The organism is Streptosporangium sp. NPDC001681, assembly GCF_040298085.1.
Classification (GTDB): domain Bacteria; phylum Actinomycetota; class Actinomycetes; order Streptosporangiales; family Streptosporangiaceae; genus Streptosporangium.
Genome location: NZ_JBEOZN010000090.1, coordinates 1 through 25,636, shown reverse-complemented (window position 1 = coordinate 25,636; position 25,636 = coordinate 1). Strand labels below are relative to the sequence as shown.

General features: G+C 67.4%; 26 protein-coding genes and 1 pseudogene. 14 read left to right on the top strand and 13 right to left on the bottom strand.

What is annotated here, in order from left to right; translation table 11 throughout:
- Positions 1-125 precede the first annotated feature (125 nt).
- The gene (locus ABT130_RS32405; RefSeq protein WP_350961843.1) at positions 126-965 is read right to left on the bottom strand and encodes an IS5 family transposase; all 840 of its coding nucleotides are present in this window, start codon (positions 963-965) and stop codon (positions 126-128) included.
- A gap of 384 nt (positions 966-1,349) precedes the next feature.
- Between ABT130_RS32405 and ABT130_RS32400 the strand changes: the two genes are divergently transcribed.
- Entirely contained in the window at positions 1,350-2,114 is a 765-nt protein-coding gene (locus tag ABT130_RS32400; protein WP_350928576.1) for a class I SAM-dependent methyltransferase, read from the top strand.
- A gap of 67 nt (positions 2,115-2,181) precedes the next feature.
- On the opposite strand, the gene ABT130_RS32395 is transcribed toward ABT130_RS32400, so the two are convergent.
- The 6 genes from ABT130_RS32395 to ABT130_RS32370 form a co-directional block, all read right to left on the bottom strand.
- Positions 2,182-2,826 (bottom strand): DNA alkylation repair protein, encoded by a 645-nt coding sequence (locus ABT130_RS32395; protein WP_350961875.1) that lies wholly within the window; start codon positions 2,824-2,826, stop codon positions 2,182-2,184.
- 305 nt (positions 2,827-3,131) lie between these two features.
- Positions 3,132-4,052, bottom strand: coding sequence for a hypothetical protein (locus tag ABT130_RS32390; RefSeq protein WP_350961840.1), 921 nt, complete (start codon positions 4,050-4,052; stop codon positions 3,132-3,134).
- 330 nt (positions 4,053-4,382) lie between these two features.
- Positions 4,383-5,915, bottom strand: a complete 1,533-nt coding sequence (lnt, locus tag ABT130_RS32385; protein WP_350961837.1) for an apolipoprotein N-acyltransferase — start codon at positions 5,913-5,915, stop codon at positions 4,383-4,385.
- A gap of 316 nt (positions 5,916-6,231) precedes the next feature.
- Complete coding sequence (locus ABT130_RS32380; RefSeq protein ID WP_350961834.1) at positions 6,232-6,924, bottom strand: hypothetical protein; 693 nt, start codon at positions 6,922-6,924, stop codon at positions 6,232-6,234.
- 357 nt (positions 6,925-7,281) lie between these two features.
- Positions 7,282-7,758, bottom strand: coding sequence for a hypothetical protein (locus ABT130_RS32375; protein WP_350928568.1), 477 nt, complete (start codon positions 7,756-7,758; stop codon positions 7,282-7,284).
- A gap of 80 nt (positions 7,759-7,838) precedes the next feature.
- Positions 7,839-8,300: a hypothetical protein gene (locus ABT130_RS32370; RefSeq protein WP_350961832.1), complete on the bottom strand. Its 462-nt coding sequence runs from the start codon at positions 8,298-8,300 to the stop codon at positions 7,839-7,841.
- A 656-nt stretch (positions 8,301-8,956) separates the two neighbouring features.
- Here ABT130_RS32370 and ABT130_RS32365 point away from each other — a divergent pair.
- From ABT130_RS32365 to ABT130_RS32355, 3 genes are read left to right on the top strand one after another with little or no spacing between them, the layout of a single operon-like run.
- Positions 8,957-9,292 carry an ArsR/SmtB family transcription factor gene (locus tag ABT130_RS32365; protein ID WP_350961829.1) on the top strand — a complete coding sequence of 112 codons (336 nt, stop codon included), beginning with the start codon at positions 8,957-8,959 and terminating at the stop codon, positions 9,290-9,292.
- On the top strand, positions 9,289-9,759 hold the full coding sequence (locus ABT130_RS32360) for an SRPBCC family protein (protein ID WP_350961826.1): 471 nt from the start codon (positions 9,289-9,291) through the stop codon (positions 9,757-9,759). The genes ABT130_RS32365 and ABT130_RS32360 overlap by 4 nt, the downstream gene beginning before the upstream one ends.
- A gap of 20 nt (positions 9,760-9,779) precedes the next feature.
- Positions 9,780-10,292, top strand: coding sequence for a DUF6069 family protein (locus tag ABT130_RS32355; RefSeq protein WP_350961823.1), 513 nt, complete (start codon positions 9,780-9,782; stop codon positions 10,290-10,292).
- 286 nt (positions 10,293-10,578) lie between these two features.
- Here the strand turns inward: ABT130_RS32355 and ABT130_RS32350 are convergent, their stop codons facing one another.
- Complete coding sequence (locus ABT130_RS32350) at positions 10,579-11,040, bottom strand: MarR family winged helix-turn-helix transcriptional regulator (protein ID WP_350928558.1); 462 nt, start codon at positions 11,038-11,040, stop codon at positions 10,579-10,581.
- 98 nt (positions 11,041-11,138) lie between these two features.
- On the opposite strand from ABT130_RS32350, the gene ABT130_RS32345 reads away from it, so the two are divergent.
- Positions 11,139-12,005 (top strand): alpha/beta fold hydrolase, encoded by an 867-nt coding sequence (locus ABT130_RS32345; protein ID WP_350961820.1) that lies wholly within the window; start codon positions 11,139-11,141, stop codon positions 12,003-12,005.
- On the opposite strand, the gene ABT130_RS32340 is transcribed toward ABT130_RS32345, so the two are convergent.
- Positions 11,962-12,363: a hypothetical protein gene (locus ABT130_RS32340; protein ID WP_350961817.1), complete on the bottom strand. Its 402-nt coding sequence runs from the start codon at positions 12,361-12,363 to the stop codon at positions 11,962-11,964. The genes ABT130_RS32345 and ABT130_RS32340 overlap by 44 nt on opposite strands.
- Positions 12,364-12,851: 488 nt before the next feature.
- Between ABT130_RS32340 and ABT130_RS32335 the strand changes: the two genes are divergently transcribed.
- The 6 genes from ABT130_RS32335 to ABT130_RS32310 all read left to right on the top strand — a co-directional run bounded on the left by ABT130_RS32335 (position 12,852) and on the right by ABT130_RS32310 (position 18,108).
- A complete protein-coding gene (locus ABT130_RS32335; RefSeq protein ID WP_350961815.1) occupies positions 12,852-13,568 on the top strand; it encodes an ABC transporter ATP-binding protein in 717 nt (238 codons plus the stop codon).
- Complete coding sequence (locus tag ABT130_RS32330; RefSeq protein WP_350961812.1) at positions 13,565-14,287, top strand: ABC transporter permease; 723 nt, start codon at positions 13,565-13,567, stop codon at positions 14,285-14,287. The genes ABT130_RS32335 and ABT130_RS32330 overlap by 4 nt, the downstream gene beginning before the upstream one ends.
- Positions 14,281-15,534, top strand: coding sequence for a histidine kinase (locus ABT130_RS32325; RefSeq protein WP_350961809.1), 1,254 nt, complete (start codon positions 14,281-14,283; stop codon positions 15,532-15,534). The genes ABT130_RS32330 and ABT130_RS32325 overlap by 7 nt, the downstream gene beginning before the upstream one ends.
- Positions 15,535-15,549: 15 nt before the next feature.
- Positions 15,550-16,176, top strand: coding sequence for a response regulator (locus ABT130_RS32320; RefSeq protein ID WP_350961806.1), 627 nt, complete (start codon positions 15,550-15,552; stop codon positions 16,174-16,176).
- Between the two features lie 251 nt (positions 16,177-16,427).
- Positions 16,428-17,729, top strand: coding sequence for an FG-GAP-like repeat-containing protein (locus ABT130_RS32315; RefSeq protein WP_350961803.1), 1,302 nt, complete (start codon positions 16,428-16,430; stop codon positions 17,727-17,729).
- Positions 17,730-17,910: 181 nt separating this feature from the next.
- Positions 17,911-18,108 (top strand): hypothetical protein, encoded by a 198-nt coding sequence (locus ABT130_RS32310; protein WP_350928540.1) that lies wholly within the window; start codon positions 17,911-17,913, stop codon positions 18,106-18,108.
- Positions 18,109-18,183: 75 nt separating this feature from the next.
- Here the strand turns inward: ABT130_RS32310 and ABT130_RS47830 are convergent.
- A pseudogene (locus tag ABT130_RS47830) lies at positions 18,184-18,366 on the bottom strand (IS30 family transposase); the annotation flags it as partial.
- Positions 18,367-18,540: 174 nt separating this feature from the next.
- Here ABT130_RS47830 and ABT130_RS32305 point away from each other — a divergent pair.
- Both ABT130_RS32305 and ABT130_RS32300 read left to right on the top strand, forming a co-directional pair.
- Positions 18,541-20,970, top strand: coding sequence for a GDSL-type esterase/lipase family protein (locus tag ABT130_RS32305; RefSeq protein ID WP_350961800.1), 2,430 nt, complete (start codon positions 18,541-18,543; stop codon positions 20,968-20,970).
- A 178-nt stretch (positions 20,971-21,148) separates the two neighbouring features.
- Complete coding sequence (locus tag ABT130_RS32300; protein WP_350961798.1) at positions 21,149-21,280, top strand: hypothetical protein; 132 nt, start codon at positions 21,149-21,151, stop codon at positions 21,278-21,280.
- 89 nt (positions 21,281-21,369) lie between these two features.
- Here ABT130_RS32300 and ABT130_RS32295 read toward each other — a convergent pair whose 3' ends face one another.
- From ABT130_RS32295 to ABT130_RS32285, 3 genes are all read right to left on the bottom strand, one after another.
- Complete coding sequence (locus tag ABT130_RS32295) at positions 21,370-21,867, bottom strand: flavin reductase family protein (RefSeq protein WP_350961797.1); 498 nt, start codon at positions 21,865-21,867, stop codon at positions 21,370-21,372.
- Between the two features lie 9 nt (positions 21,868-21,876).
- Entirely contained in the window at positions 21,877-23,100 is a 1,224-nt protein-coding gene (locus ABT130_RS32290; RefSeq protein WP_350961794.1) for a styrene monooxygenase/indole monooxygenase family protein, read from the bottom strand.
- A 187-nt stretch (positions 23,101-23,287) separates the two neighbouring features.
- The gene (locus ABT130_RS32285) at positions 23,288-24,277 is read right to left on the bottom strand and encodes an AraC family transcriptional regulator (protein WP_350961791.1); all 990 of its coding nucleotides are present in this window, start codon (positions 24,275-24,277) and stop codon (positions 23,288-23,290) included.
- A gap of 285 nt (positions 24,278-24,562) precedes the next feature.
- Here ABT130_RS32285 and ABT130_RS32280 point away from each other — a divergent pair.
- Positions 24,563-25,636: aldo/keto reductase (locus tag ABT130_RS32280; RefSeq protein WP_350961788.1), on the top strand; the 1,074-nt coding region annotated here is incomplete at its 3' end.

Below are 25,636 nucleotides of genomic sequence, written 5' to 3'. Positions count from 1 at the left end.
CAATGGCTCACTGTCCGTTTTCCACCATATACCCGCTGTTTTCGGCGCCACCTCGGGAGCCGTTCCCCGCGCGAACAGTTCCTTGAGTGGGTGTTTGATCCCGTGAGTTCTGTCTGATTGTGGTTTCAGGTGTCTCTCCAGGTTGGGGTGGATTCGCGGGTGAGGCGGCGGGTCATGAGGTCGATCATGGCGATGTGAATCATGGCTTCGGAGCGGGTAGGCAGGGCTTCGTAGTCGCGGGCCAGGCGGCGGTGGAACATCAGCCGGCCCAGCGTGCGCTCGATGACCCAGCGTCGAGGCAGAACGGTGAATCCCCTGGTGGCGGAGTCGCGGCGAACGACTTCGAGGTCGATGCCCAGCGCGGCGCCACCTTCGATGACCGTGGTGCGGTAGGCGCTGTCGGCCCAGGTCTTGGTGATGGTCGGGTGATCGGCGGCGACCTGGGTCGGCAGGGGCAGGCCGGCGGCCCCGTCGGAGACACTGGCAGCGGTGACCATGACCGCCAGTAGCAGGCCGAGGGTGTCGGTGACGATGCTGCGCTTGCGACCGGTGATCTTCTTACCCGCGTCGTAGCCCTGGCCGGCGGCGGGCACGTTGGCCGAGGTCTTGACGCTTTGGGCGTCGATGACGCAGGCCGTCGGTTCGGGATCACGGCCTTCGGCGGCGCGTACCAATCGGCGCAGCAGGCCGCTGAGCTGGGTGAAGACGCCGTCGTTCTGCCAGTGGGCGAAGTAGCCGTAGACGCTCTGCCAGGGCGGATACTCGTGCGGCGGATAACGCCAGGGGATGCCGGTGCGGTCGACGTAGACGATGGCGTTCATGATGGCGCGCAGGTCATGCTCGCAGGGGCGGCCGATGTCCAGGCCTCTGCCGCGGCGGTCGGCGCGCCAGGCGCTCAGCACGGGTTCGATGAGCTTCCAGCGGGCGTCGGACAGGTCGCTGGGGTACGGTCGCTGCTCGGCCATGCCTCCGGCGTACCGCGCGGCACATCGGCCGCCCAGGCCTCGATGGGTATCCCTCACCGGCGGGTAAGGACAGGGCGCCAGGTCTTGGGATGAGACAGGATTTTCCTGGACGGGACCGGCGCTCGGCGGCCTGTTCCTCGAAGGCTGCCGTTTCGGAATCCATTGAAAGAGTACAAGTCGGGCGCACAGGCTACCGAATGGATCAGGCGATTCCCCATCTCCTGGGATCAAACACCCACTTAGCGGCCTGGCCGAGGTTCGCTTCGGTACGGCCGTGCCCGATAGGGGCGCCGGGATCAGCGGCGCACTTCGCCGCGCCCGCTTGGCGCCGTAACCCGAGAAAGCAGTGGCCGCGCGGGCTCGGGGCCACATACGTTCGCCTCCATGGTTGACACAGCTTTCGGGCATCCGCGCCTCGCCGCCATCTACGACCCACTCGATCCGGACCGCAGCGATCTCGACGCGTATCTCGCGATGGCGGAGGAGTTCGGCGCGCGGTCCGTGCTGGACATCGGGTGCGGTACGGGCGTGTTCGCGCTGCTGCTCGCCGAGCGCGGGATTACGGTCACCGGGATCGATCCCGCGCGGGCGTCCGTCGACGTCGCGCGTGGCAAGCCGGGCGCGGAGCGGGTGCGCTGGCTCGACGGCGACGCGGGGGACCTGCCGCCCATGCAGATCGACCTGGTGACGATGACCGGGAACGTCGCCCAGGCGATCGCCGATCCGCAGGCATGGCGTACGACGCTGCGCGGCGCGTACGAGGCGCTGCGGCCCGGCGGGCGGCTTGTCTTCGAGACGCGCGATCCGGCGCAGCGCGTGTGGGAGGAGTGGGCGGAGTGGACGCGCGAGACCACGTACCGCATGACGGACATCCCGGGCGTCGGCCACGTCGAGACCTGGGCCGAGCTGACGGACGTGAGCCTGCCGCTGGTGAGCTTCCGGGGTACGCACGTGTTCGCCGCGGACGGGGACGTACTGACCTCGGAATCGACACTTCGCTTCCGCGAACGTACGGAGATCGAGCGGGACTTGCACGAGCACGGCTTCGTCGTCGAGGACGTACGCGACGCACCCGACCGGCCGGGCAGGGAGTTCGTGTTCGTGGCGCGGCGCGGTACCGCGGAGCCCGTCCCTCCCGGAATGCCCTAGGGAGCGTGCGCACCACACAGCGCCGAGCAGATGATGCTTGACGGCACGAGCGTGAGCGCGAACCTTCCTACTTATCGTGCTGTCGGCGCACCATCTCGGTGATCCAGATGGGCGCGAACGGAGACGTGCAGCCCGGGGAAGTCGGATAGTCCTTGAGCACCTCCAGGCGCTCACCAATGTCGATTGCACGGGCGCGGTGCTCGTCGTGCTCGATCCCGATCTGAGCCAGGCAGTGGTTCATCGCCCACTGCAGGCGATCCGGGGCGTCTTTCATCTCCGCCTTGATGACGTCGAGCAGTCCTGCGAGGTCGAGGCCCTCGGGCTTCTTCGTCACGCGTTCGGTGGTCAGCGCCCAGCCGGCACTCGCGACCACTGGATCCGGATCGGCGGACCAGGCCAGGCGCAGCTCTTCGGAGTGCGGGTTCTTCTTCACCACGTAGTTCACGAGCCAGTCGTGCACCTTGGGTGTGCGCGCCTCGCGCAACATGACATCCAACTTGTCACGCTCGAACGCCTTCGGGCGGCAGATCAGGATCGCCAGCAGTCTCGCCGCGGTGTCATCCGTCTCCCAGAGCCGGCACGCGAGTTCCTGCTGCGTCTTCAGCCGCTTCGCGAGCGCGCGCAGCTTGCCGAGGTTCACACCGTGATCGTCACCGTGTTTCTCGTTCACCTCGCGTGTCTTCGGATCCTCGAGCTCGGCCAGCTCGGCCATCACCTCGGCCACCATCGTCTCGGTCAGCGTCGTCTCGGCCACCTCAGCCTCCTGTCCGTCATGTGCGAGATTCAGCCTACGGCGGAAGTCGGCCTCCTGTCGTACACGCCGGTTCGACGGAGCCACCGACACGAAATTCCGCGTCTTCACAAATTTGCAGCAGTTCTCGGCACTGACCCTCGCCTTCGCTGCGAGCAGCCATCCAACTCCTAGCTAACCCGGTACATCAAGCCCGCCAACGCGATCTTGGAATATCTGGCGATCTTCCATAACCGGCGGGCCGTTCTCGTGATCGCCAGAGCGTCTTAAGTGTTCTTGGCGTCCGTCGGAGCGGACGTGTTCTGCATGCGGACGTACTCCAACAGATCACCTTCGTCGATGACCTCATCGGCGGGCGGGGTGGTGATGACGAGATGGCATCCCCAGTCGGTGTAGCGCGTGTCGCTCCGCTTGACCAGCGGTTCTTTCCCCCCTCCCGCGGTGTCGGTGGTGATCAGGCGCTTGGGCAGACCGTCACGGCCGGTCCAGAGTTGCCAGGAGACCTTCCCCTTGCTCTTCTTGCCGATGGGCTTCCCCGAGGTCCAAGCGATGGGGGCGCTCTTGGAAATCCTGCGCAGTTCTTGGTAGCTCACGGTGCCTCGGTAGAGGAAACCGCCGGAGACGGCCTTGCTCGCTGAGCGCTTCAGTACGGCCTTCATCATGGACAGGTCGTACATGTCGATCGGCTGCAGGCTGGCGTCCCGGGCCATGTCCCGGTTCATGCGTCCCCTGTGCTCGTTCGGGAACCGGACCCACTTCTTGCCATCCGGAACGGGCCCGGGGTACCGGGTGGCGTCGTCGTACACGTTTTTACCGACGCGGATCACCCGGTAGGGGTCCGATTTCTTGGACGGGAGCCCCTTGCCTTTCGGCCGGGAGAGATCCCACCAGGTGAAATCCGCAGCCACCGGACCTGACGGGGCCAACTGGAGATGACCGCTGATCCGGATCCCACTCCCGGAGATCGTCGACTTCTTACCGTAGAAGAAGCGGTTGGTCTCGGAAATCCGAACGCCATGCTCATTTCGGAACTGCTGCTTGAGCGCACGTGCCGGATCAGGAGCGCCTGCCTGCGCGGCGGCGGGACTCATGGCGCCCGACATGGACGCGATCAGTACGGCGACTGCTAGGGCAGCCCATCGTCTCATGGGGCGTTTGTCCTTGTTTTGGGTTTTTGAGGCATTCAACGGAAAAGTGAAGCTCAGCTGAGATGATAACGGGCGCATTCCATCGGGGACCTTGCCTGCTTCGGCGTTCGGCCTTGTGCTTTTCTGCGTGGCGGGCGGCAACGCCGAGCACACGTGCGATGAAGCGGGAGCGATGCCTGAAACCCTGGCACTACGCTCGATCTTCCTAACGGAAGTGCTGACACCACCCCTGGACAGGGATGGACACTCACAGAAAACGATCAAGGGCCTGTGAACAGGTCTTGGGGATGCCGGTGGACGCCGACGGACGATCTCGAACTGGCTACGGAACAGAAGGTGAGGGCTGTGCGGGCCTGGCCCTTCGTTCTGCTATCTCCGACTACGGTTGCTGTCTGCCCGAGTCTCGCGGCAGCCCCAATGGGCCAGGCGCCGCCCGACCCTCCGGATGGCAAGCCCGAGAATGGCCGCGATCACGATCGCACCGGACATGAGAGGCACCCAGTCGCCCAACCGGACGTAGAGCGTTTCTTCGCTGGAGAGCGGTACGTCGACGATGAAGGTGCCGCGATACTCGGGCGGGACCCATATCAATGGCCTGCCTCGCGCGTCGAATGCCGCCGAGGTCCCGTCGAGCTCCACCAGCACCGCTGGGCGGCCGGACTCCACCGCTCGTACGGCCTCGAAGCCGGCCTGCTGTGAATGTGCCCAGCTGCCGTGGAATGTGGTGAGCGAGCCTTGCACGATGGTGACATCGGCGCCCATGCGCGCGAGGTCGCGCCGCATGTCGGGGAAGGTCGACTCGTAGGAGATCAGTGGGCCAACCTTCAGACCGGAGACGTTCAGCGTCGTCAGCTTGTCGCCGGGGGATCGGTCCTGTTTGGGGGCCCCGGTGTAATCGGCTATCCAGCCGAGCAGCGGTCGCAGCGGTATGTACTCGCCGAAGGGCGCCAGCCGCTGCTTGGCGTACGTGGCCACGAGCCCTTTGCCGGTGTACTGGTAGGTCGATTTGGTGATCTGCCCGGACGGGCCGCGAGCGTCCACGTTGACCAGCAGGTCGCTGCCTGTCGCCGCAGCGGCCTCACGCAACTGGCGATCAACGTCGGGCCGCTGCTTGGGGTCGAGTCCGACGCTGCTCTGGCCCCACACGATGACGTCGTGGTCGAGTCCCGCGAGTTCGTGGGTGAGCCGCAGATGGACGGCGAGGCGCTTCTGCGGGCCGTAGACGATACCGGGCTGCACACCCGCCACGCGCATGCTGCCGGTCACCACCGGCTCCGGCCGTAATATCCCGTAGCCGACCGCGGCCGCGGCCAGAACGACGGCGACTCCCCCGCCGACCAGCCGGGTACGGAGCATGGCGCCGGGGATCAGCAGGGCGGTGATTCCGATGTTGACCGTGACCAGCAGGAAGCTCAGCAGCCACACCCCGCCGAGGGCGGCGACGGCGAGTACCGGCCTTACCGTCCACTGGCTGAGGCCGAGGAGCCCCCACGTCCCGCCCAGGTGCTTCCAGGAGCGCAGCGCTTCGACGGTCAGCCACACCGAGGGCAGTACGAGCATCGCCACCAGCACTCTGGCGAGCGAGGGCCGCCGCAGTAGCCCGTAGGCGGCAAGCCCGAAGGGCACCCAGACCAGGCCGACTATTCCAGCCGCCACCACCGAGAAGACTCCCAGGTAGGGGAGCACCCAGTGGTGCAGCGTCACAAAGAAGCCGCCCGCCGCCAACCAACTGCGCCATGCCGCCTCCCGAAAAGATCCTGCGCGGGCCAGGAGCAGCAGGAGAGGAACGAGCCCCACCCACGCCCACCACCACGCGCTGACGGCCGGAAACGCCAGAGCCAGGCAGGCGCCGATCAGGAGGGCGAGGAGACGGAGCCCCCAGCGGACCAGCACGGCGAGCATGCCATCGAGCTACCCACGCGGATACCGGCGAACCCATCGGCGATCCCGGTAAGGCGAACGGCCCCTGTGGGTCGGCCGATCGCGTCATACCGGCCGGTCAAGCACCCACCATCCGACGGTCTGCCGATCGTTGCCAACGGCACCGCAGACAACCAGCTCGGCAAGATTCAGTAGACGGGGTTGGCCGCGGCCGTTGACGCCTACGCGCCCTCAGGAATCGAGGGCATCCGCAAACCCGACACCGGCCTGTTCGAGATCGCTGCCCGATGTTCTGGACGCGCCGCGCAAGCAGCGCCACACCGCCAAGCGGATCTGCTTACGGCGACTCCGCAGCTGCCAGAGAGCGCCGACGTCGCTCCACGAGGAGGAAACGGACGACGATGAAGCCGATACTCGCGGCAGCCGCCACCCACACGACCGTCTTCCCTATGGTCGCGATCACCTCATTTCTGCCCGGTGGGAGCAGGATCATCTGTACGGCAGCGCCGGCCGGCACGGTCAATCTCGCGAGGAGACCGATCACTCCCGGACGCTTGACGAACGCACCTACGGCACCCAGGGGCGCCCCGAAGAGGACGCTGGTGACCCACCACACAAGCGGCTCGGTCTCGTACCAGGATGACAAGGGTTCGCCGTTGCGCATGGTTTCCATGACGCTGTAGGCGGCCGTGGCCGCGAGCAGGGCCAGTGCACCCGCGGCAGCGCCTCGGGCCAGTGCCGCAGGACGGATCTCTCTTGCGCGGGTTACCAGCCACCCCATGGCGACCGCCAACCCCGCCCAAGCCCAGCCGGAGTCGAGCAGCACGCTCATGATCTCCGCGATTGACCACCCGCTGGTGGTGTAGGCACGGCTTTCAAGGTCGGCGTAGCCGTGGGAGAGGGCGTTCACGAGGGAGGTCGCCGCGCCGAATCCCGCTCCGACCGCCAGGGCGCTCACCAGGATCTCTACGGGACGGGTCGCACGCGAGCGGTCCTGCCAGCGACTGCCATGCCGCTGATCGTTGGTCACGACGTCTTCCTATCGTAAAGATCATGATTTGTGCGGCGGATGTTCCATCCGATCCAGGGATCAGCCGCGTTTGGCGATTGGTGACATGTCCGTTGACGGTACCCCAACACCGTCACTAAATCTCATCGACATCACCGCCCCGAAGCCCCCGCAACCGGCGCTCAAACGTTGCTGCTTCTCGCGGTCACAGTCAACAACCCTTGCCGACGGGGGACAGGCCAGTCGACTGCGGCATGGTCTCTCCCCCGATCCGGTAGCGGCCGGTCCTGGGGCCTGCCGATTCCAGCAGCGCAGGCAAGGTCGGCATGAGCCAGTCGACGACTGTGTCCGCAACGGCCCGATCCCGGAATTCTGTTCTCATTGGTCGACGTAATCGAAGTAGACGCTGTCCGTCTCCGGATCGAGGTAGAACGCTCCGGAGTCTCCTTCGCTCGTCACCTCAAGGTCGAAGGATCCGCTCCGGACCCACCGGGCGCCCGCGGGCATGAACTCGGCGAGCGGCTCCGGAGGCGAACTCGGCGTCTCGGGCTCGAAATCCCACTGTGGCGTTCCCACGACGGCGGCGACGGCGCCTGCTCTCAACTGGGCGATTCCCACCAGTCGAACGTCGCTGGGGCCCGGAACGGACAACCTGGAATCGCCGCCCAAGACGATGCCGAGCCAGTGCGCGCCAGACAACCGGCCGAGCGCGGCGAACCGGCGTTCCAGCGGCTCCAGGTCCGTGCGGACCCGCTCGTCATCCGCGCCTTGCGCAGTCGATGCACACGCCGCGAGCACCGCCACCGCACCGAGCAGGAGCACCCCCCGGCGTCCGAGATCCACCAGGCCGCCCATGACGCCGCGCTCCTCGGGATTTCCGCGCCCAAGCCGTGATCGCATCGGCCGGCTCATGGCCACCCCCTGTAAATGATCATCTAGTCAGCTCCACGCATGTTCTTCCTGGAGAGGAACAGCAGGATCGTCGCGGCGACGTAGAGGAGCCAGACCATGACCGCCAGCCAGGCGGCCAGGTGCGAGTACCGGTCCAGGACTTCATCGGCCCGGAAAGCCGACGTCGACCACAAGAAGAAACAGAGCAGCGTGTACGGTACGAGGCCCACCGCCATGGCGGCCCGCGTGCCCGGCGTCCCGCCTCGTCGCCGTACCAGAGCCGCCAGCGCCAGCGTGATCGCCCCCACTATGGCGTAGGAGTACAGCAGCGTCTGGGCCTTGTCCAGCGCGAACTCGGTGTAGAAGCTCACCCCGTCACCGCCCTTCTCCTGCCTCCCCAGCTCCGCCGCAAGGCCGGGCAGAAGAGCGAGGCTGACTCCCACGGCCACCAGCTCGCACAGGAAAGCCGCCAGCAGGCACACGGAAGCACGTCCCGGAACCTTCAACCCCGCCCTCCCCCATCGCCGCCTTCTCTTGGGACCATGGCGGAACCTGCTTGCGAGGCGCTTGTGGATCACAAGGAAACCCCGCCGAACCTTGATCGCGAACACGTCTCGAAACCAGGGCTTCGGCGTAGTAAGGAGCTTGATCGGGGTTACCGCTCACGCTCGGAGAGTGGGTGTGAGCCGTACGAGCGCGATCCAGAGGATTACTCCTCTGCGGGAACCGGACCCCTCTGACAGGCGGCCCACTCGGACGGGTCACCCAGCTTGACATTGGTGCCTCCGATACCGCACGTCCGGGTTCTCGCAGCGGTACCGCCGGTGGTAGGCGTACGACCGGCGCAATGGTTCGGCCTCACATCCGCTGTACCGAGGCCCACCCTGCCTTCGCCCGATGCGAGCAGGATGGGCATCCGTGTGTCACTCGATCCACCACCTCCGAGAACGGGCCGGGAGCCCGCCCGTCGGCACTCTCACGTCTACGTCCCGGCGAACCGAATCAAGGCCGTTCCCGGCGATGTCCCGTGATCATGTGGCCGGATCCTGATCGAGACGACGCCGAGGATGCCGGACGACGGCAGTTGGAACCTTTGATCTGTCCATGTACGCCGCCCGACCACTTATTGAACCTTCTGGTTCAGTGATCTATAGTAAACCATATGGTTCAGCAAGAGGTCCTTGACCGTACGTTCGCGGCCCTCGCAGATGCGACACGACGACAGATCCTCATCCGGCTCGGCCAGGGTCCCGCCTCGATCGGCGAGTTGGCCGAACCGTTCGGCATGTCGCTCACCGGCATGAAGAAGCATGTGCATGTCCTGGAGAACGCCGGGCTGGTCACCACGGAGAAGGTCGGGCGATCACGGCAGTGTCGTCTGGGCACCGAACGACTGGAGGACGTCATGTCCTGGATCAGGTTCTACCAACGGCTCTGGGAACGTCGGCTCGACGGCCTCGACGCCTACTTCACCCTCAAGAAGGAAAACGACCAATGACCCAGAACATCGAGACCACTCGGCTGCGCACAAGCCGTTTCCTGCCCGCGAGTCCGGAAGAGGTCTTCGACGCCTACACCGACGCCGAGAAGCAGAAAATCTGGTTCAGCATCCTCGACGAGAGGCCCGGCATCGTGGAGATCGACGTAGACCTGCGCGTCGGAGGCCGGCAGACCGCGGTGTGGGGACCGGACTCCGGCACTCTGTTCCGCGAGACACAGACCTTCCTGGTCATCGACCGTCCGCATCGCCTGGTCACCGAATCCACCGGCATCAGCCCGGACGGCATGACCATGACGACCACGATCGAGATCACGTTTGAAGAGCACGACGACGGAACGCTCCTCACGGTGGTGCAGACCGGATTCCCGACGCCTGAGATGCGTGACTTCTTCGTGCAGGAGGTCTGGGCCGGAGCGCTCGATCGGATCGAAGCGTACCTGCGCAGCGGGGAGCGGCGGCCTTGACGGAAAGCGCGGAGAGCCAGATGAACACCTCGAAGAACGCATCCGATCGGGCACCGGACGGCTCGAACGGATACGGTTACGGCAGCCCCATCATCACCGTCGTCGCAACTGCGGCAGCCGCGCTGTTCCTCAATCTCGTCATCTACGGGCTTGGGCGTGCCGCCGGCGGCGACTTCCGGTTCACCGCCTCGGGTCAGCCCGCTGAGGTCGACGCGCTCACCGTCGCCGGCTTCACCGTCCTGCCGTTGCTTGTGGGGATGACCGCAGTGGCGATACTCACCCGAATCTGGCCATGGGTGGTGCCCGCGGCGCTGGTCGTCGCCCCGGCGATCGCGCTCGGGACCATCCTTGTCATGACGATTCCCGCTGATTTCGACGACACCAGCAAGATCACGTTGGCGTTGTGCCATGTCATGCTCGTGCCCGTGACCGTCACCGGACTACTGAGACTGCGCGGGCAGCGCCATGGACAGGCCGCCGCGGCCCCGGATATCGCCGAGACGACTCCACCCCGGCCCGGCGGGCAACCATAGGGACGGCGACCGCGGAAAGATTCACGACGGTGGACGAGTACATCGCCGCCCGGCAACGAGGCACAGGTCAGAGATCAAGCCAGGGGCGATCGAGATCGAAGGTCACCTCGGCCGACCGCACCATGCGGACGCGGGGTCCTCGATGATCTCCCTGAGCTTTTGACCGTGGCGAGCTGATCGACGTAGCCGTAGGCCAGGCCCTCGCTATAAACCACCTTTTCCGGGCACGCGTTGTACTTGTGGCCGTCGGCTACCTTGAAGGGCCCAAAAGGGAATACCGCAAGTGCTACTCCTGGCTGGTTCGCTTCCGGGTGACAGCCTCGTGCACGCCGCCGAGAAAGCGCTCGACGGTCGCCTGGTCCGCGGCGTCGAACCGGCTCATGACGGCGACTACCTCGTGGATGAGCGGGCCGAAGAAGCTCCAGCCGAGCGCGACCGCGCTCTCATCCACTTTCAACAGCACACGCCGACGGTCTCGGGTGTCGCGCTCCCGGCGCACATGACCGAGTCTTTCCAGACGGTCGATCACCGCCGTGGTACCCGCGGAGTTGAGGCCAAGTCGCGCCCCCAGCACTCCCGGGGTGGCGGGCGCGCCCGTACGGGCGGCATCCAGGAGGCAGATGAGCGCACGCACATCGGTCGGGTGGAGGGCGTGTCGGGTGGCGAATCTCTCCCCGACCCGGTCGAGCTCCATGGTGATGGCGCGCAGCAGGTGCACCACTCGCATCCCGGCGTCCTGCTCGTTCACGTCGTCTGCCGCCTTTCTCCGTCGTCGCCGCTGCCATATTATGGCAATATCTCGCTCAGCGAGATTCTTGCTTGGCGAGCTACCTGTTGAGGTGGGGCATGTCCGGTGATGGCCACGGCACGAACGCGGCTTTCCTCGCCGCCTATGACGCGGTCCTGGAGCGTTGGCCGGTCCGGGTCGAGCCGATCGACCTACCGTCGACATACGGAACGACGCGGGTGAACGCGTGCGGGCCCGCGGACGGCCCGCCACTGATCCTGTTACACGGCGGTGGCACCACCGCGGCGATGTGGTTCGCCAACGTCGCCGAGTTCGCACGCCGACATCGGGTGTACGCCGTGGACCGCATCGGCGAGCCGGGACGGAGCGTCCGGGGCGAGCGGCCTCCTCGCAACATCCCCGGCCTGCTCGGCTGGCTGGACGGGGTGCTCGACGGGCTCGGGGTCGGAAGCGTCGCCGTGTGCGGGCACTCCTACGGCGGGTGGGTCGCCCTGACATACGGCCTCCACGCACCTCAGCGGGTCCGGCGGCTCGTTCTCCTCGATCCGACGCAGTGTTTCGGAGGATTCCGGGTGGGATATCTGGCACGCGCGCTGCCGTCCCTCATCCGGCCGACGGCCTCACGCGCGCGAGCTTTCCTGGCGTGGGAGACCGGCGGCGTGGAAACCGACCCCGCCTGGCTGCGGCTGTACGGCCTGGCCGCGGAGTTCCCTGACGCGAAAATCGTGACCGGGAAGCAGCCCGAGCCCGGACTACTGCGCACACTTACGACGCCGACTCTTGTGCTCCTCGCCGGACGTGGCCGGGCCCATCCCCCTCACCGCGTCGCGTCCGCCGTCACCCGCCTCCTGCCGCACGCGGAGACCGCGGTGCTGCCGGGCCTCTCCCACCACGCGATGCCATGGCACGAGGCCTCCGACCTCAACACCCGCGTCGTCGGTTTTCTCGACAGGACGGCGACTTGAGAGACGAAGGAGACCCCGAACCCCCATCGGGTGCCCAGAAATCGAAGAACGATCCGCTCACGTCGAAGACCGGGGTCCGTTCGGTCTCGTCGAACAGGACGTAGTCCCAGACGACCGGTTCGGCGCCGCTCAGAGCTGCGGGACGTACCCAGGCGGCGTCCTGCCGGAACCCGGTCTCGTTCAGCAGATTGCCGTCGACACAGGCGACGTAGACTGCGTCGGGGTCGTACTCTCGCAGGGGGCGGCCGAGCAGGACGGCGAAGGCGTCGGCGAGCTGCCGGTCCCAGTCGCCGTCCGGAGACGTCCGGGACACCGAAGGTGCCCGGGAGTCCACGGGCGTGGAGGGTTCACGTGTCATGGCGGCACCGTAGTGCCGCCCTCCGACAGCCGGGCACGACCACCTAGTGCCGCATCAGGCCACGTTCGCTCTGTTGCCTATCTCGCCCAGGTGGGTGGTGGACGGAATCCTTTCCCGGACCTGATCGACGCCATCCTCGACCGCCGCCGGGGCGTGAGGAGTTGCACAGTCTCCAGAACCACCCCCGGATCGGGCACGTACGGAAGGAACAGCGTCGGCCCCCTGCGTAGCCGGCTGGCCAGGAAAAAGTCGCGAATCCCCACGCAAAGCCTCCTGCGATCTCAGTGCCGGAAGCTCAGAGTCACAGAACGCCCTGGCATCTCACTTGGACGCCACTGAAAGCACCCGGCGGCAAGGCAGACGCTGCCTGATGCGGCACTAGGTCGAACGCGGCGAACAGGCCGGGGCTGTGGCCAGGCGCATAGGGCCGCCCCCCATCAACCATTCGATGGATGCCGGAAGCGTCGCCCACCGGTGATTCTCGAAACATGACAGTCATCGAGATCGACGGCTTGAGCAAGAGCTACCGGACCGGCAAGGCGGTGGACAGCGTCTCCCTGCAGGTGAGGCGAGGCGAGATCTTCGGAATCGTCGGCGCCAACGGAGCGGGGAAGACCACGGTCGTGGAATGCATGTCGGGATTGCGGCGGCGAGACGGCGGCACCCTGCGGGTGCTGGGTCTGGACCCGCAGAACGACCGGCGCAAGCTGATGCAGCGCATCGGTGTCCAGCTGCAGGAGGCAGCCCTGCCCGACGCGATCAAAGTCAGTGAGGCGTTACGGATGTATGCCTCCTTCTACGACAAGCCCGCCGACTGGCGGGAGATCATGGACGAGTGGGGGCTGACAGACAAGAAGCGCGCCGGCTTCGCGAGCCTGTCCGGCGGCTGGAAGCAGCGACTGTTCATCGCGCTGGCCCTGGTCGGCAACCCGGAAGTCGTCTTCCTCGACGAGCTCACCACGGGCCTGGACCCCTCCGCCCGCCGTAACACCTGGGGTCTGATCCGCGACATGCGCGAGCGCGGGGTCACCATCGTACTGGTCACCCATTTCATGGACGAGGCCGAGGCGCTGTGCGACCGCATCGCGATCATCGACCAGGGCCTGGTCGTCGCCGAGGGCAGCCCGCGCGAGCTGATCACAAAGGGGCGATCCGATTCGCTGGAGGGCGCGTACTTCGCGCTGACCGGAAGGGAAGTGGAATGAAAGGCATCACGCAAGTCATCGCGGTCGAGCTCAAACTGATCATGCGTGATCCGATGTCGGCGTTCTTCGCCTTGGCCTTCCCGGCGATCATGCTGTGGGTCAAGTTGCGCAGCGGCAAACCCCTGCCGGGCGGGCTGCCGGCCATCGACGCCACGGTGCCGATGCTGAGCATCTTCGTCATCGGTCTCGCCGCGCTGGTCATCCTCCCCGCCACACTCGCCGGGTACAGAGAACGCCGGGTGCTGAAGCGGCTGCGCGCCACTCCCGCCTCGCCCACCATGCTGTTCGGTGCCCAGTGGGCTGCTCACATGCTGCTGGCCGCCCTCGGGACGGCGCTGCTGACAGTCATCGGCCTGGCCGTCTACGGGCTGACGGCACCCGCAAACGCGGGGAGCGTTCTCCTGGCGTGGATACTCAGCGCGCTGAGCCTCAGCTCCATCGGCCTCCTCGTCGGCGCGCTCGTCCCCAGCGGCCGCACCGCGACGGTGATCGGGCTGAGCCTCTTCTTTCCGATGAGCTTCCTCTCCGGCGCCATCATTCCCCGCGAGACCATGTCCGGCTCGATGCGTGCCATCGGCGACCTGACCCCCATGGCCCCCGCAGTCCGGGCAATCCGCGACGGCTGGGCCGGCGATGCGACGTCCCCGATCACCCTGGGCGTCATGGTCGCGATATCCATCGTCGCCGGCGGCGTCGCCCTCAGGGCGTTTCGGTGGTAGCCGCCGACGACCCCGCCGCCTCGCGCTGGGATCGCGTCTGGCCCGCCCTGCCGTACCTCTTCATCCTGCTTCCGGCGGTCTTCGCCTTACTGCGGGACTGGAGGCCGGAGGTGCCGGCCCTGGCGTTGCTCGCCGGTGCCTGGTACTGGTTCATGGTCATGTCGCATCCCGGCTGGATCGAGAGACCGGTGGTGGTGATCATTTACTTCATCGTGATGCTCACCGTCATCGGGGCACTGATCAGAATCGACACGCTGTTCACGGTGACGGCCCTGGCGATGTTCATCCAGTCCTTCACCCTGATCCCTGGGTGGTGGGCATACGCAGGGGTGGCTGCGACAGCCGGTCTGCTGGTCGTCGCTCGCCCTGAGCAAGGGCGGACCCCGAGCCAGATGCTCTTCTCCTTCCTCGTCGCGCTGCTGGTCGCCTCCGCGATCGGCCTGGTCAGCCAGGCCATCCGCGATCAGAACGAGAATCGCAAGGTGATGATCGCGCAGTTGCAGGAGACCGGCGCCAAGCTGGCCGCGCTCGCGGAGGAGAATGCCGACCTGCAGGCCCAGCTACTGACCCGCGCTCGTGAGGCCGGTGTGCTCGCGGAGCGGCAGCGGATGGCCAGGGAGATCCACGACACCATCGCGCAGGGTCTGACCGCCATCCTCACCCAGCTCGAAGCCGCCGACAGCGTGATCGACGACATGCCCGCCGTTCGCTCACCCCTGAACACGGTGCGTACCTTGGCCAGAGAGAGCCTGAACGAAGCCCGCCGATCGGTCCAGGCGTTGCGTCCGGCACCGCTGGACGAAGCCCAGCTCGCCACCGCCCTGCACGACACCGCGACGAAATGGTCGCAGACCACCGGCGTACTCGCCTCTGTGTCGGTCACCGGCGACCCCCAGCCGCTGCATCTGGAGGTGGAGGTCACCCTGCTGCGGGTGGCGCAGGAGGCGCTGGCCAACGTCGGCAAGCACGCCTCGGCCACCCGGGTCGCCCTTACCCTGTCGTACATGGAGGACGTCGTGGCACTGGACGTGCGTGACGACGGGTCCGGCTTCACCCTTGAGGCGGCGGGCTCCTCGAACGCGGGCGGCTTCGGCCTCATCGCGATGCGGCAGCGCGTCACCCGGCTGGCCGGGAACTTCGAGATCGAGACGGCCCCCGGCCAGGGAACGGGGATCTCCGCCACCATTCCGGCCATCCCCGCCGACTCGGATTCGAGATCGTCCGACCACTCCAGAAACGCGTTGTGAGACATGCCGATTCGTATGATCATCGTGGATGACCATCCAGTCGTCCGCGATGGGCTGCGTGGAATCTTCGCCGACGACGATGCCTTCGAAGTCGTCGGTGAGGCGGCAGACGGGCCGGAAGCACTCGTCGTAGCCATGCGGACCAACCCCGATGTCGTGCTCATGGACCTGCGCATGCCGAAGATGAGCGGCGCGGAGGTCATCCGCCGGCTACGCGAACAGACGCCCGGCATCCGGGTACTGGTCCTGACCACCTTCGACAATGACGCCGACGTCCTGCCCGCGATCAAGCAGGGCGCCACCGGCTACCTGCTCAAGGACACTCCGCGCGCCGACCTGCGTCGCGCGGTGCGGGCGGCGGCCCACGGTGAGACGGTGCTGTCCCCCTCCGTGGCCGACGTGCTGACGCGCAAGGTGCGCAAGCCGGAACAGCGGACGCTGAGCCGCCGGGAAGTCGAGGTGCTCGGGCTCATCGCCCGCGGCGCGACCAATCGTGAGATCGCCGCGAAGCTGTTCATCACCGAGGCGACGGTGAAGACGCATCTGCTGCATATCTTCGCCAAACTCGAGGTGAACGACCGGGCGGCCGCGGTCGCGGCAGCATATGAGACCGGCCTGCTCAAGCCGGCCACCGACGTCTGACCAAGGACGCTTCGTGGCCGAGACGGTTCTGATCGGTGACGAGCCTCCTCGGTCTCACCGGCCGCCCGATCGTCACGGGCGCGTGGTGGTGGGGGTCGTGCCCGGCCGAAGAGCCACGGCGGCCGCCCAACTCTTCTCAGTCGCCATCCTGTTACTCAGTCCAATCCGCTTGGCTTCGGCCACCTATCTCGATGGGTCACATAGCTTGACGTTGGCGCCGCAGTAACCGACGGAACGCTTAGCATCCCTACATGTCCCCTCGCATAGTGGTCATCGTGTTGGCGGCCATGCTCGCCACCGGAGCCTCGTTGCCTTCTCGCCCCGTTCGTGGGGATGTCAACGGGGACGGCGGGGCCGACCTGGTGGTAGGTGGCGCCGGTCTGCTCACGATTCAGCCTCTGAAGGGCAGAGCGGCGGTCCTGAACCAGCACGCGACCGCGCTGTCGACGGGCGACTTCGACAAAGACGGCCTCGCAGACGTGGCGGTCGGCACCGGCGGCACGGTCACCGTCTTGTACGGCCGGCGCGCGGACGGCCATGTCGGCCGGAGCAGCCGGTTCACCCCCGGCCAGGGCGGTGTTCCCCGGCTCGGCACCGGCCACGGCTTCGGCAACGCGCTGACCACCTCTGACTTCAACCGGGACGGTTACGCCGACCTCGCCGTCGGTGCGCCGGAGACCACGCTGAACACCGCGGCAGTGCACGGCGGCGCCGCCGTCGTCCTGTACGGCTCCCGCCGCGGTCTCACCTCATCCGGGGCACTGCGGCTCAGCGAGGACACACCGGGAGTGGTCGGCTTCAGCCAGCACAGCCGTCTGTTCGGCGCCGGGCTGGCGGCCGGGGATGTGACCGGCGACGGCTACAGCGACCTGGTGGTCACCGCGCCGTCTGGGCGGCCGGGATACGACATCGGCGGGGCCATCCACGTGTTCAAAGGGTCGGCCAGAGGCGTGACGATCACTGGAAACACCATGGTGACCAGCGGAAATGTGGACGGCCGCGTTATGGATGTGCAGGCGTGCGCGGGTGGCGTCGAGGGTGCCGACAACAAGGCGAACACCGCCAGGTGCACGCGCGAGCCGTTCGGCTGGTCAGTCCGGGTCGGCCGCTTCCACGGCGGCAAGTACGCCGACGTGATCGCCGGGATCGGCACCGGCAGGCTTCTCGTCCTACGGGGCGGTCCCGTGGGCGTCGACAAGCGCCGGTTGAAGACACTGGCTCTGCCCGGCATCGCCGGGACCAGCGACCCGGCCAATGACTACGCCGGCTCGCTCGCGGCCGGCGACGTCGACAAGGACGGTTACACCGACCTCGTCGCGGGGGCTCGCGGCAGGGGCGAGGTCGCCATCCTGTACGGCTCCGCCGCCGGGCCGCGCCGGCCTGACTGGATCGGGAAGGGCGGGGCCAACGTGGCGCTGCTCGACGTGGACGGCGACACCGTCCCGGAACTCGCCACCACCGGCGGAGAGTCCACCCGGGTTTTCTGGATCAAGAACGGCCGGGTTGCCAGGACCATCGCCCTTCCCCTGCAAGGCAGGCTGATCGCACGCTGACCAGAGCCGATACCCGAACTGCTGAACAAGAAAGCTCGAAGTCACCGGCAATCATGCCTCTAATGAGGGTGAACCGAGAGTGGTCTGCTCGTGACCGTGGCTCCCGTTAGCCCCGGACTCTCCACCACCGCCGAGGCACTGCGGCTGCGCGAGTGGCAGCTCGGCCCGGCCCACGCTCGTCATGAACCAGTTCTCTGCCGAGGACTTCAGCCTGGTTGTGGACGACCGGGCGGACGTGCACGTCAGCAGCAAGGACGGCCGTTTCTACCTCGGGTGGTTCCCGCTCGGGCGTCCCGGCCAGCAGTACCCAGATGACCAGGTGGGCGGGGTCGAGGCGGACCGCGCGTACCAGAGGAGATCAGTGAACCGGTCTGGGTAGCGCTGCGCGAGGGCCGCAGCGGTACGCACCGAGCGCAACCGTGCGTACTTCTGGACGGGACGAGTGGAGAGCGAGGCCGGCTCGATCGACCACCGTCCGTCCGTACCGCCACCGGGTGCCGGTCCTGCGGTTGATACCCGGTTTCCGGCACGCGGCCGAGCTGCTCATTCCCTGTGCCATGAGCCGAAGGTATTGATCACGTTTGTCCGCGAGCGGAGCGGGTCCCCGCTTCTTACGTGTCCGACGCGCCTCGGTCATGGCAACACCCCTCAGGGTCAGGTGTTGCGACCACCTTTAGCACCCAGGCCGCCTCAAGTCGTCATAACCACCCGCGAGTGTTAATGGGGGATTCACGCCATTTTGGTCTGGGCTGGAGATGATCAACTCCTGAATACGGAGGTATGCGTGAATACGCGAAGTACGACTGGCCGTGTGGCCTTGTTTTCCCGTCATGTCCTGGTCTCCATGCTGTCCGTCGTGGTGGCCACCGCGATGGTGGGCGTCGCTCCCGCCACGTCGGCGCGAGCGGCCGACCAGGACTTCATCCTCACCCTCAACGCCTCGGACCTCGGCATGGACCCTGCCGACCTGCGGGACATCGTGCCGGAGATGCAGGCGGATATCAGGGAGCACGGCGGACTGGGCCCCGCGATCAAGCAGACGCTCGCGGACAACCAGGACGGCGCCACCGTCGATACCTCGGAGTGGCCGAATTTCGACGGCACGGTGAACGTGACCGCCAACGGCGCCGGCCTGGCTGTCACCATCCCGGCCGGGGAGGTCACCACCTCCTGGTCCTGGAAGACGGTTGCCGCCGGGGTGATCGCCTGGACCACGGGGTATGGGCTCAGGACGATGTGCATCTCGGCCTTGACGGCCACCGGGGTGGGCGCCGCGACCATTCCGCTGGTCTGCACCCCCCTCCAGGGCGCCGTTACCGGCATCATGGGGCCGCTCATGATGAACGCGTTCAACGGAACCCTGGGCACCCCTAAGGCGACCAGCGAGATCATCATCGGTGGGCTGCTCGGACTGGCCGGTGGCTTCCTGTGGGAGAAGTACCTCGCCCCGTGGGCGAAGGCCAATCTCGCCAACGCCATGAGGAGCGTCGGCACCTGGGTCAGGTCCAGGGTGCCCTGGCTCGATTCCTGGTTCGGAAGCGGGGTCGCCAACAGGGCGGATGAGCTCGGCCACCAGCTTGAGGAACTGGAGGACCTGCTCAACGAAGCGATGAGGGACTGGGGTGGGCTGCGGCCCTCGCGTCCCTCCTCGCTGCGGGTGATGCCGCTCGGAGACTCGATCACCTACGGCGTGGAGAGTTCCGATGGGAACGGCTACCGCGACGAGTTGTACACCTATCTGGAGAACAGTTGGAGCAGCGTTGACTTCGTCGGGTCGGTGAAGGGCGGCTCGATGAGTGACCCCGACAATCAGGGGCACCCGGGCAAGCGGATCGGCGAGATCGCGGCCTTCGCCTATTGCACTGTGCCGCGGTATCAGCCGAACGTGATCACCCTGCACGCCGGCACCAACGACATGAACCAGGACTACCACCTGTCGGAGGCGCCCACCCGGCTCAAGAAGCTGATCAACCAGGCACTGACGCACTCACCACGTGCCACGGTGCTGGTCGCCAAGCTCATCCCGACCGGCAAGGCCGGGCTACAGCCGCGCATCGACGCATACAACGCGGCGCTGCCCGGCATGGTGCAGGACCTGCAAAGCGAGGGCAAGCACGTACTTTTGGTGGACATGAAGCGGGTGCCGGTCAGCGACGGACTGCAGAACGACGCGCACCCGACGGACGCGGGCTACGCCAAGATGGCCGACGCCTGGTACAGCGCCGTATCGGCGGCGGACGCCAAGGGCTGGATTCAGACCCCGCTGCCCGAGAATGCGGCCAACGGCTGCAACCCGGCGGACTCTCCCGTCGACGACGGCCCGACGGACTCTAACGTCGGGTCCAGCGACCCGGGGGGCTCTACCATCGGGTCCAGCGGGACGGCTCTCGGCACGGGATGGCGTGCGCTGGGCGTGATCGCGCCCGGATACGGCACCAGGATAGGCCGCACGATCATCGCCGAGCTCAATGGCGACCAGCGGGCCGACTACCTTCAGGTCGCCGCAGACGGCAGCTTCCGCGCATCGGTGAACACCGTCGGCACCCCCGGGCAACCCGACTGGGTGAACGTGGGCACGTACGCTCCGGCAACGAGCGACGTGTCCAAACCGATCGATGTCAATGGGGATGAGGTGCGGTTCGCCGACCTTAATGGGGACGGACGCGACGACTACCTCCTGGTCGGTTCCGACAGCAAGGTACGGGCCTACATCAACTTCCCAGGGCCGGACAACAAGCTTAAATTCCTCCACTGGGGGATCGTCTTCAGCGAGGAGTCGTTCAGCCGGAACAACCTCCGATTCGCGGACGTCACCGGGGACGGGCGCGACGACATCCTGCGGGTCAGCGATGCGGGCGCGGTCCACGTGTACCGGAACATGTGGGACCCCAACAGCGAGCAAGTCAGTAGCGAGCCACAGCCCCCGGACTGGCGGCTCTGGCTCAACTGGGCCGGCGGCACCCGGGGCTCGTCGCTGGAAGCCGTCCGGTTCGCCGACGGCGACGGTGACGGCCAAGCCGACTACCTGCAGGTCGGCGGAGACGGCTCGGTGCACGCCTTCCTCAACCGCGGCGGCGGGGGCAACGGTAGCTTCGAGGCCCGCTACAACTGGGCCCAGGCGTCCAACTACCCTCGCCCGTACGTCCAGTTCGCCGACATCAGCGGTGACGGCAAAGCCGACTATCTGGTCGTCTACGACGGCGGCTCAGTCCGCGCCTGGCTGAACCGCGGCGGCAACTAGAAACCGTCTACGGACCACGGCCCGGTCCAGACAGTCGCCGCAAGAGTGAGTGCGGCCTGGCAGCCTCCGGCAACTTCGTCGGCGCGCACAGCCAGGCCGCACCGCTGCCGAGTCGATCGATGCGGCCGCTGTCGACGCTGCGTGGTGTCTTAACTGCCTGGGCGTCGCCCTGCGCCAGATGGGCCGCTACGAGGAAGCACTGGCCCACGAGGGGATCGCGGCCGTGCTCGACGAGACGGACCCGGCTGCCGCCGCCGAGCACCGCGCGGCGGGGCAGGCCATCCGGCAGGAGCTCAAACCAGGGGCCTGACGTGACTGGTCGCTCCCGCGGATCATGTCTGGTCTGGTTTTCTAGGCGCCAGGCGCCGCAGTGCCTCGCCGAAAAGGGAGGCCACCGCGTCAGTCCACGGCGCCGAACGCCATCTCCCGGTCCGGCGAGGAGAACACGCGGTAGCCCCCCGAGTGGAAGACCAGCGGCTCGCCCTCCGTCCGCCGGAAGTGCTCGACCTCTCCGACGAAGATGAGGTGGTCGCCCCCCTCGTAGGTGCTCACCGTACGGCAGGCGAAGTGGGCAAGGGTTCCGGTGAGCACCGGCACCTCGCCGGGTGCCAAGTGGGTCTCCACCCCGGCGAACTTGTCCGGCAGCGGCGTGGCGAATCGCCGGGACAGATGCTCCTGTCCGGCGGCCAGGACGTTGACCGCGAACCGCCCCGCCTCGGCGAAGGCCGGTGCGCTGGGAGCACGCCGGGCCAGGCACCACAGGACCAGCGGCGGATCGAGCGAGACCGAGGTGAAGGAGTTGACGGTCACGCCCAGCCGGTCACCCCGCCGGGTGACGGCGGTGACCACCGCCACCCCGGTGGCGAACTGCCCGAAGGCATCGCGCAGAGACCTCATGACCCCTTCTCACTTCCCGAACCGCGCCAGATACCCGGCCGCCCCGGCCGGATCCATGAACCAGCCCGCGTAGTCCGACGGGTCGTCGAAGCCGTTCACGAAGCGGGAGGCCACCTCGGGCAGCCGGCCCGCGGCGCCCAGAATCTCCAGCACGTGCGGCGGCGGGGGCGCGAGAAGCGCGTTCGTCCACGCGGTGACGTGCCGGGCATCCTGCCAGTAGCGCTCGAAGGCCCGCTCCATCCACGCCGCGTCGAACGGCCGCTCACCACGCTCCAGGATGTCGGACAGGTAGGAGGCCGCGCACTTGGCGGCGTTGTTGGCCCCCTGCCCGGTGATCGGGTCGTTGAGCACGACCACATCCGCCACGCCCAGGACCGGGGCGCCGGACGGCAGCGTCGCCACGGGCCTGCGCACGACGGGGGTGAAGCGTCCCGACAGGACGCCGCCCTCGTCGGTGAGCTCGACACCGTCGCAGCGATCCGCCTCCCACGGCAGGAAGGTCTCCAGGACCCACCGGCTTCTGGCCAGGTGCTCGGCGGGGGTGCGAACGTCCGCCCAGCAGTCCATCGGTCCGCCGGGGACACCCTCGAACACCATGATCTCGCAGGGGCCGGTGATGGTGAGCGCGGGAAACACGAAGTACTCGCCGACTCCGGGAATCACGTTGAAGCACACCGCGGAATGCCCCGGTCGCGGTACGAGACCGTTGACGTAGGTGAGGGCCAGGGCCCGCTGCGGGGCGCGGTACGGCGAGCGCGACGCGTCCTGCTCGAAGAGCGAGGCGATGGCCCCCTTGCCCGCGGCGACCAGGACCAGGTCGTACCGGGCGGCGTAGGCCTCCAGGTCGTCCACGGTCGCGTCGTGGATGACGATCTCGCCGCCGAGCCGTTCCACCTCGGCCATCCACTCGGGCATCTTCAACCGCTGGTCGACCGAGCGGGCGGGCGTGTCGAGCCGGGCGGCCCAGTGGATGGCCGGTTCGCCGTCGGGACCGGCCACCGCGAACTGGATCCCGTCGATCGGCGGGCAGTCATCCGCCCACAGGTCCAGGCCGAGGTCACGCTCGTGGCCGAGGGCGATGCCGAACATGGCCTGGCTCGACGTGACCCGGCCGCCGCGAATGTCATCGGGGGTTCGGTTGGAGACGACGGTGACGTCGTAGCCGTTCCGCAGCAGGCCGAGGGCGAGGTGCAGGCCCGCCTGACCGGCACCGACGACCAGGATTCTGCGCATGACGATGTCTCCTTTTCAACGGAGGGGGGGGAACCTGATGAAAAGGTATGGCCGGGGCCGCCACTCGGGCCATCCGTTCAGCGCGGGTTCCATCCGCCTGGCGCGGAATCCTCCCCGGGCCCCGCCACACGACGGCAGGACGGCGGTGGCAGGACGGGGACACCCGGCGCCGGTCGGTCCCGGACCGTCAGCTGCCGCGCAGCGTCCGCGACGGCGCCTGGCCGTAGCGCGCGCGGTAGAGCGCCGCGAACCTCCCCTGATGAGGAAAACCCCACCGGGCCGCCACGCCCGTCACCGTGCACCTGGCGGGATCGCCGGCCATCAGGTCGTCGTGGACCCGGCCCAGGCGCACGTCTCTGAGATAGGTCATCGGGGTCAGGCCGAGATGACGCCGGAAACCCTCCTGGAGCGAGCGGCCACTGACCGCCACGGCGCCCGCGATCTCGTCGGTGGTCAACGGCAGGTGGGCGTGGTCGTCGACGTATTCCATGGCCCGGCGCACCACCTTGGGCAGCGCGGGAGGCCGGGGCGCGTTCAGCCGTGCCAGGTAGTTGGACGGCTGCCCGGTGAGCAGGGAGGAGAGCATGGCGTTCTCCAGGTGGGCGACCGCCAGTGGCTGCGCGGCGAGCCCGTCACCGCGCTCGGCCTCGTTCACGATAAGGTCGGCCATCGCTCGCCAGGCCCGCGCCCAGCCCGTGGTCATGTCCATGCCCAGGCCGAAGACGAGCGGCCTGTCGAGCCGCTCCCCGAGCATCCGCTCCAGGGCGCCCTCGACCGCCGACCGGTCGAATTTGACGATCAGCTGGGGACAGCCCGCCGCCCAGCGCATGTCGAGGTGTTCCGACGGTGACGGCAGGGAGGCCAGGCGGGGGGTCGACACGATCTCCTGCCCGCCGCACCGGATCAGGCTGCTCCCTGCCAGCGGGATCTGCACCAGGAAGAAGGACCCCAGTTCCCCGGGCTCGATGCGGACGTCCGCCCCGTAGTCCAGGTAGTTCACTCGTACGGCGCCCAGCTGTGCCGAGTTCAGCCGCGCGGCCAGCCGCGAGAGGTCACCGGTGAGTTCCAGCCGGTGAGGACAGAACACGCCGGCCACCCGCTCGCGGGCCTCGTCGAGGTCCGCGGTGTCGAAGACCGGCCTGTTGCCGAGCGGGACGCGCCCCCGCACCTCGCCCATCGACGCTCCCGCCCTCGGGTGCCCATCGCACGCGTACGACTGATCTCGACATGGTCGGTAGGACCAGTGTCTCCGACCACGTACAAATACACAGAGGCCCGTGGAACCGGTGTCCGATATCGGACAGCGGAGCCGGTCCGGACCCGCGCGCCCGCCGATCGTTCTCGCGAACATCTTGATCATGTGGAGACCGCACACGGTCGCCCGCACGCACCCCTTCCAAAACCGCACCAAAGGTGACACCCGGCATGAAGCGGTCTGAGTCGGGCTGGCAGGATCTGTGCCGTGAACCATCGCACGCTTGGCCGCACCGGCATCCAGGTCAGCCCGCTCTGTCTCGGCACGATGATGCTCGGGGCCTGGGGAAACACCGACTACGACGAGTGCGAGCGCATCGTCGGCACCGCGCTCGACGCGGGCATCAACTTCATAGACACCGCCGACGTGTACGCGTTCGGCGAGAGCGAGACGATCCTGGGCAGGGCTATCAAGGGCCGCAGGGACGAGATCGTGCTGGCGACGAAGTTCCACAACCAGATGGGCGACTCTCCCAACCGGCGTGGCAACTCCCGTCGCTGGATCATGCAGGCCGTCGAGGACAGCCTGCGCCGCCTGGACACCGACTGGATCGACCTCTACCAGGTGCACCGCCCCGATCCGCAGACCGACATCGACGAGACCCTCGGCGCCCTGTCCGACCTCGTGCGCCAGGGCAAGGTGCGGGCGATCGGCACCTCCTCCTTCCCCGCCGAGGAGATCGTCGAGGCCCAGTGGGTCGCCGACCACCGGCAGCGCGAGCGGTTCTCGACCGAGCAGCCCTCGTACTCGATCCTCGCCCGGCACGCCGAGGCCGCGGTCCTGCCGGTGGCCGAGCGCCACAACCTGGGGGTCATGGTCTGGAGCCCGCTGAACGGTGGCTGGCTGACCGGCAAGTACCGCCGGGACGCGCCGCTGCCCTCCGGCTCCCGGGCCTCCAGCAACGGCGACCACTTCGACTTCAAGGTCGAGGAGATCCGCGCCCGCAAGCTCGACGTCACCGAGAAACTGGCGGTCCTGGCCGACGAGGCGGGCATCTCGATGATCCACCTGGCCCTGGGCTTCGTGCTCTCGCACCGGGCCGTCACCTCGGCGGTGATCGGCCCGCGCACGCTCGAGCAGCTCACCAGCCAGCTCGGCGCGGACGAGGTGCGGCTCTCGCCGGAGATCCTCGACGCGATCGACGAGCTGGTCCCGCCGGGGACGAACATCAGCCCCGACGACGTCGGCTACGTGCCCGAACACGTTGCCGAGCAGCGCGTCCACGCAGGCGGCCAGCTCGTCCGCGGGGACGGCGACCGGCAACGGGCCGGGAGCCAGATC

Coding starts and splice junctions, on each gene's coding strand:
- lnt (WP_350961837.1), bottom strand. CDS start 5,915: ATGCTCGCCGTGCTGGTCCGCTGGGGGCTCCGTCTCCTCGCCCTCCTG.
- ABT130_RS32400 (WP_350928576.1), top strand. CDS start 1,350: ATGGTTGACACAGCTTTCGGGCATCCGCGCCTCGCCGCCATCTACGAC.
- ABT130_RS32310 (WP_350928540.1), top strand. CDS start 17,911: ATGAACCAGTTCTCTGCCGAGGACTTCAGCCTGGTTGTGGACGACCGG.
- ABT130_RS32375 (WP_350928568.1), bottom strand. CDS start 7,758: ATGGGCGGCCTGGTGGATCTCGGACGCCGGGGGGTGCTCCTGCTCGGT.
- ABT130_RS32335 (WP_350961815.1), top strand. CDS start 12,852: ATGACAGTCATCGAGATCGACGGCTTGAGCAAGAGCTACCGGACCGGC.
- ABT130_RS32290 (WP_350961794.1), bottom strand. CDS start 23,100: ATGCGCAGAATCCTGGTCGTCGGTGCCGGTCAGGCGGGCCTGCACCTC.
- ABT130_RS32295 (WP_350961797.1), bottom strand. CDS start 21,867: ATGAGGTCTCTGCGCGATGCCTTCGGGCAGTTCGCCACCGGGGTGGCG.
- ABT130_RS32395 (WP_350961875.1), bottom strand. CDS start 2,826: ATGGCCGAGCTGGCCGAGCTCGAGGATCCGAAGACACGCGAGGTGAAC.
- ABT130_RS32355 (WP_350961823.1), top strand. CDS start 9,780: ATGAACACCTCGAAGAACGCATCCGATCGGGCACCGGACGGCTCGAAC.
- ABT130_RS32320 (WP_350961806.1), top strand. CDS start 15,550: ATGATCATCGTGGATGACCATCCAGTCGTCCGCGATGGGCTGCGTGGA.
- ABT130_RS32285 (WP_350961791.1), bottom strand. CDS start 24,277: ATGGGCGAGGTGCGGGGGCGCGTCCCGCTCGGCAACAGGCCGGTCTTC.
- ABT130_RS32365 (WP_350961829.1), top strand. CDS start 8,957: ATGGTTCAGCAAGAGGTCCTTGACCGTACGTTCGCGGCCCTCGCAGAT.
- ABT130_RS32330 (WP_350961812.1), top strand. CDS start 13,565: ATGAAAGGCATCACGCAAGTCATCGCGGTCGAGCTCAAACTGATCATG.
- ABT130_RS32315 (WP_350961803.1), top strand. CDS start 16,428: ATGTCCCCTCGCATAGTGGTCATCGTGTTGGCGGCCATGCTCGCCACC.
- ABT130_RS32340 (WP_350961817.1), bottom strand. CDS start 12,363: ATGACACGTGAACCCTCCACGCCCGTGGACTCCCGGGCACCTTCGGTG.
- ABT130_RS32345 (WP_350961820.1), top strand. CDS start 11,139: ATGTCCGGTGATGGCCACGGCACGAACGCGGCTTTCCTCGCCGCCTAT.
- ABT130_RS32405 (WP_350961843.1), bottom strand. CDS start 965: ATGGCCGAGCAGCGACCGTACCCCAGCGACCTGTCCGACGCCCGCTGG.
- ABT130_RS32360 (WP_350961826.1), top strand. CDS start 9,289: ATGACCCAGAACATCGAGACCACTCGGCTGCGCACAAGCCGTTTCCTG.
- ABT130_RS32300 (WP_350961798.1), top strand. CDS start 21,149: ATGGGCCGCTACGAGGAAGCACTGGCCCACGAGGGGATCGCGGCCGTG.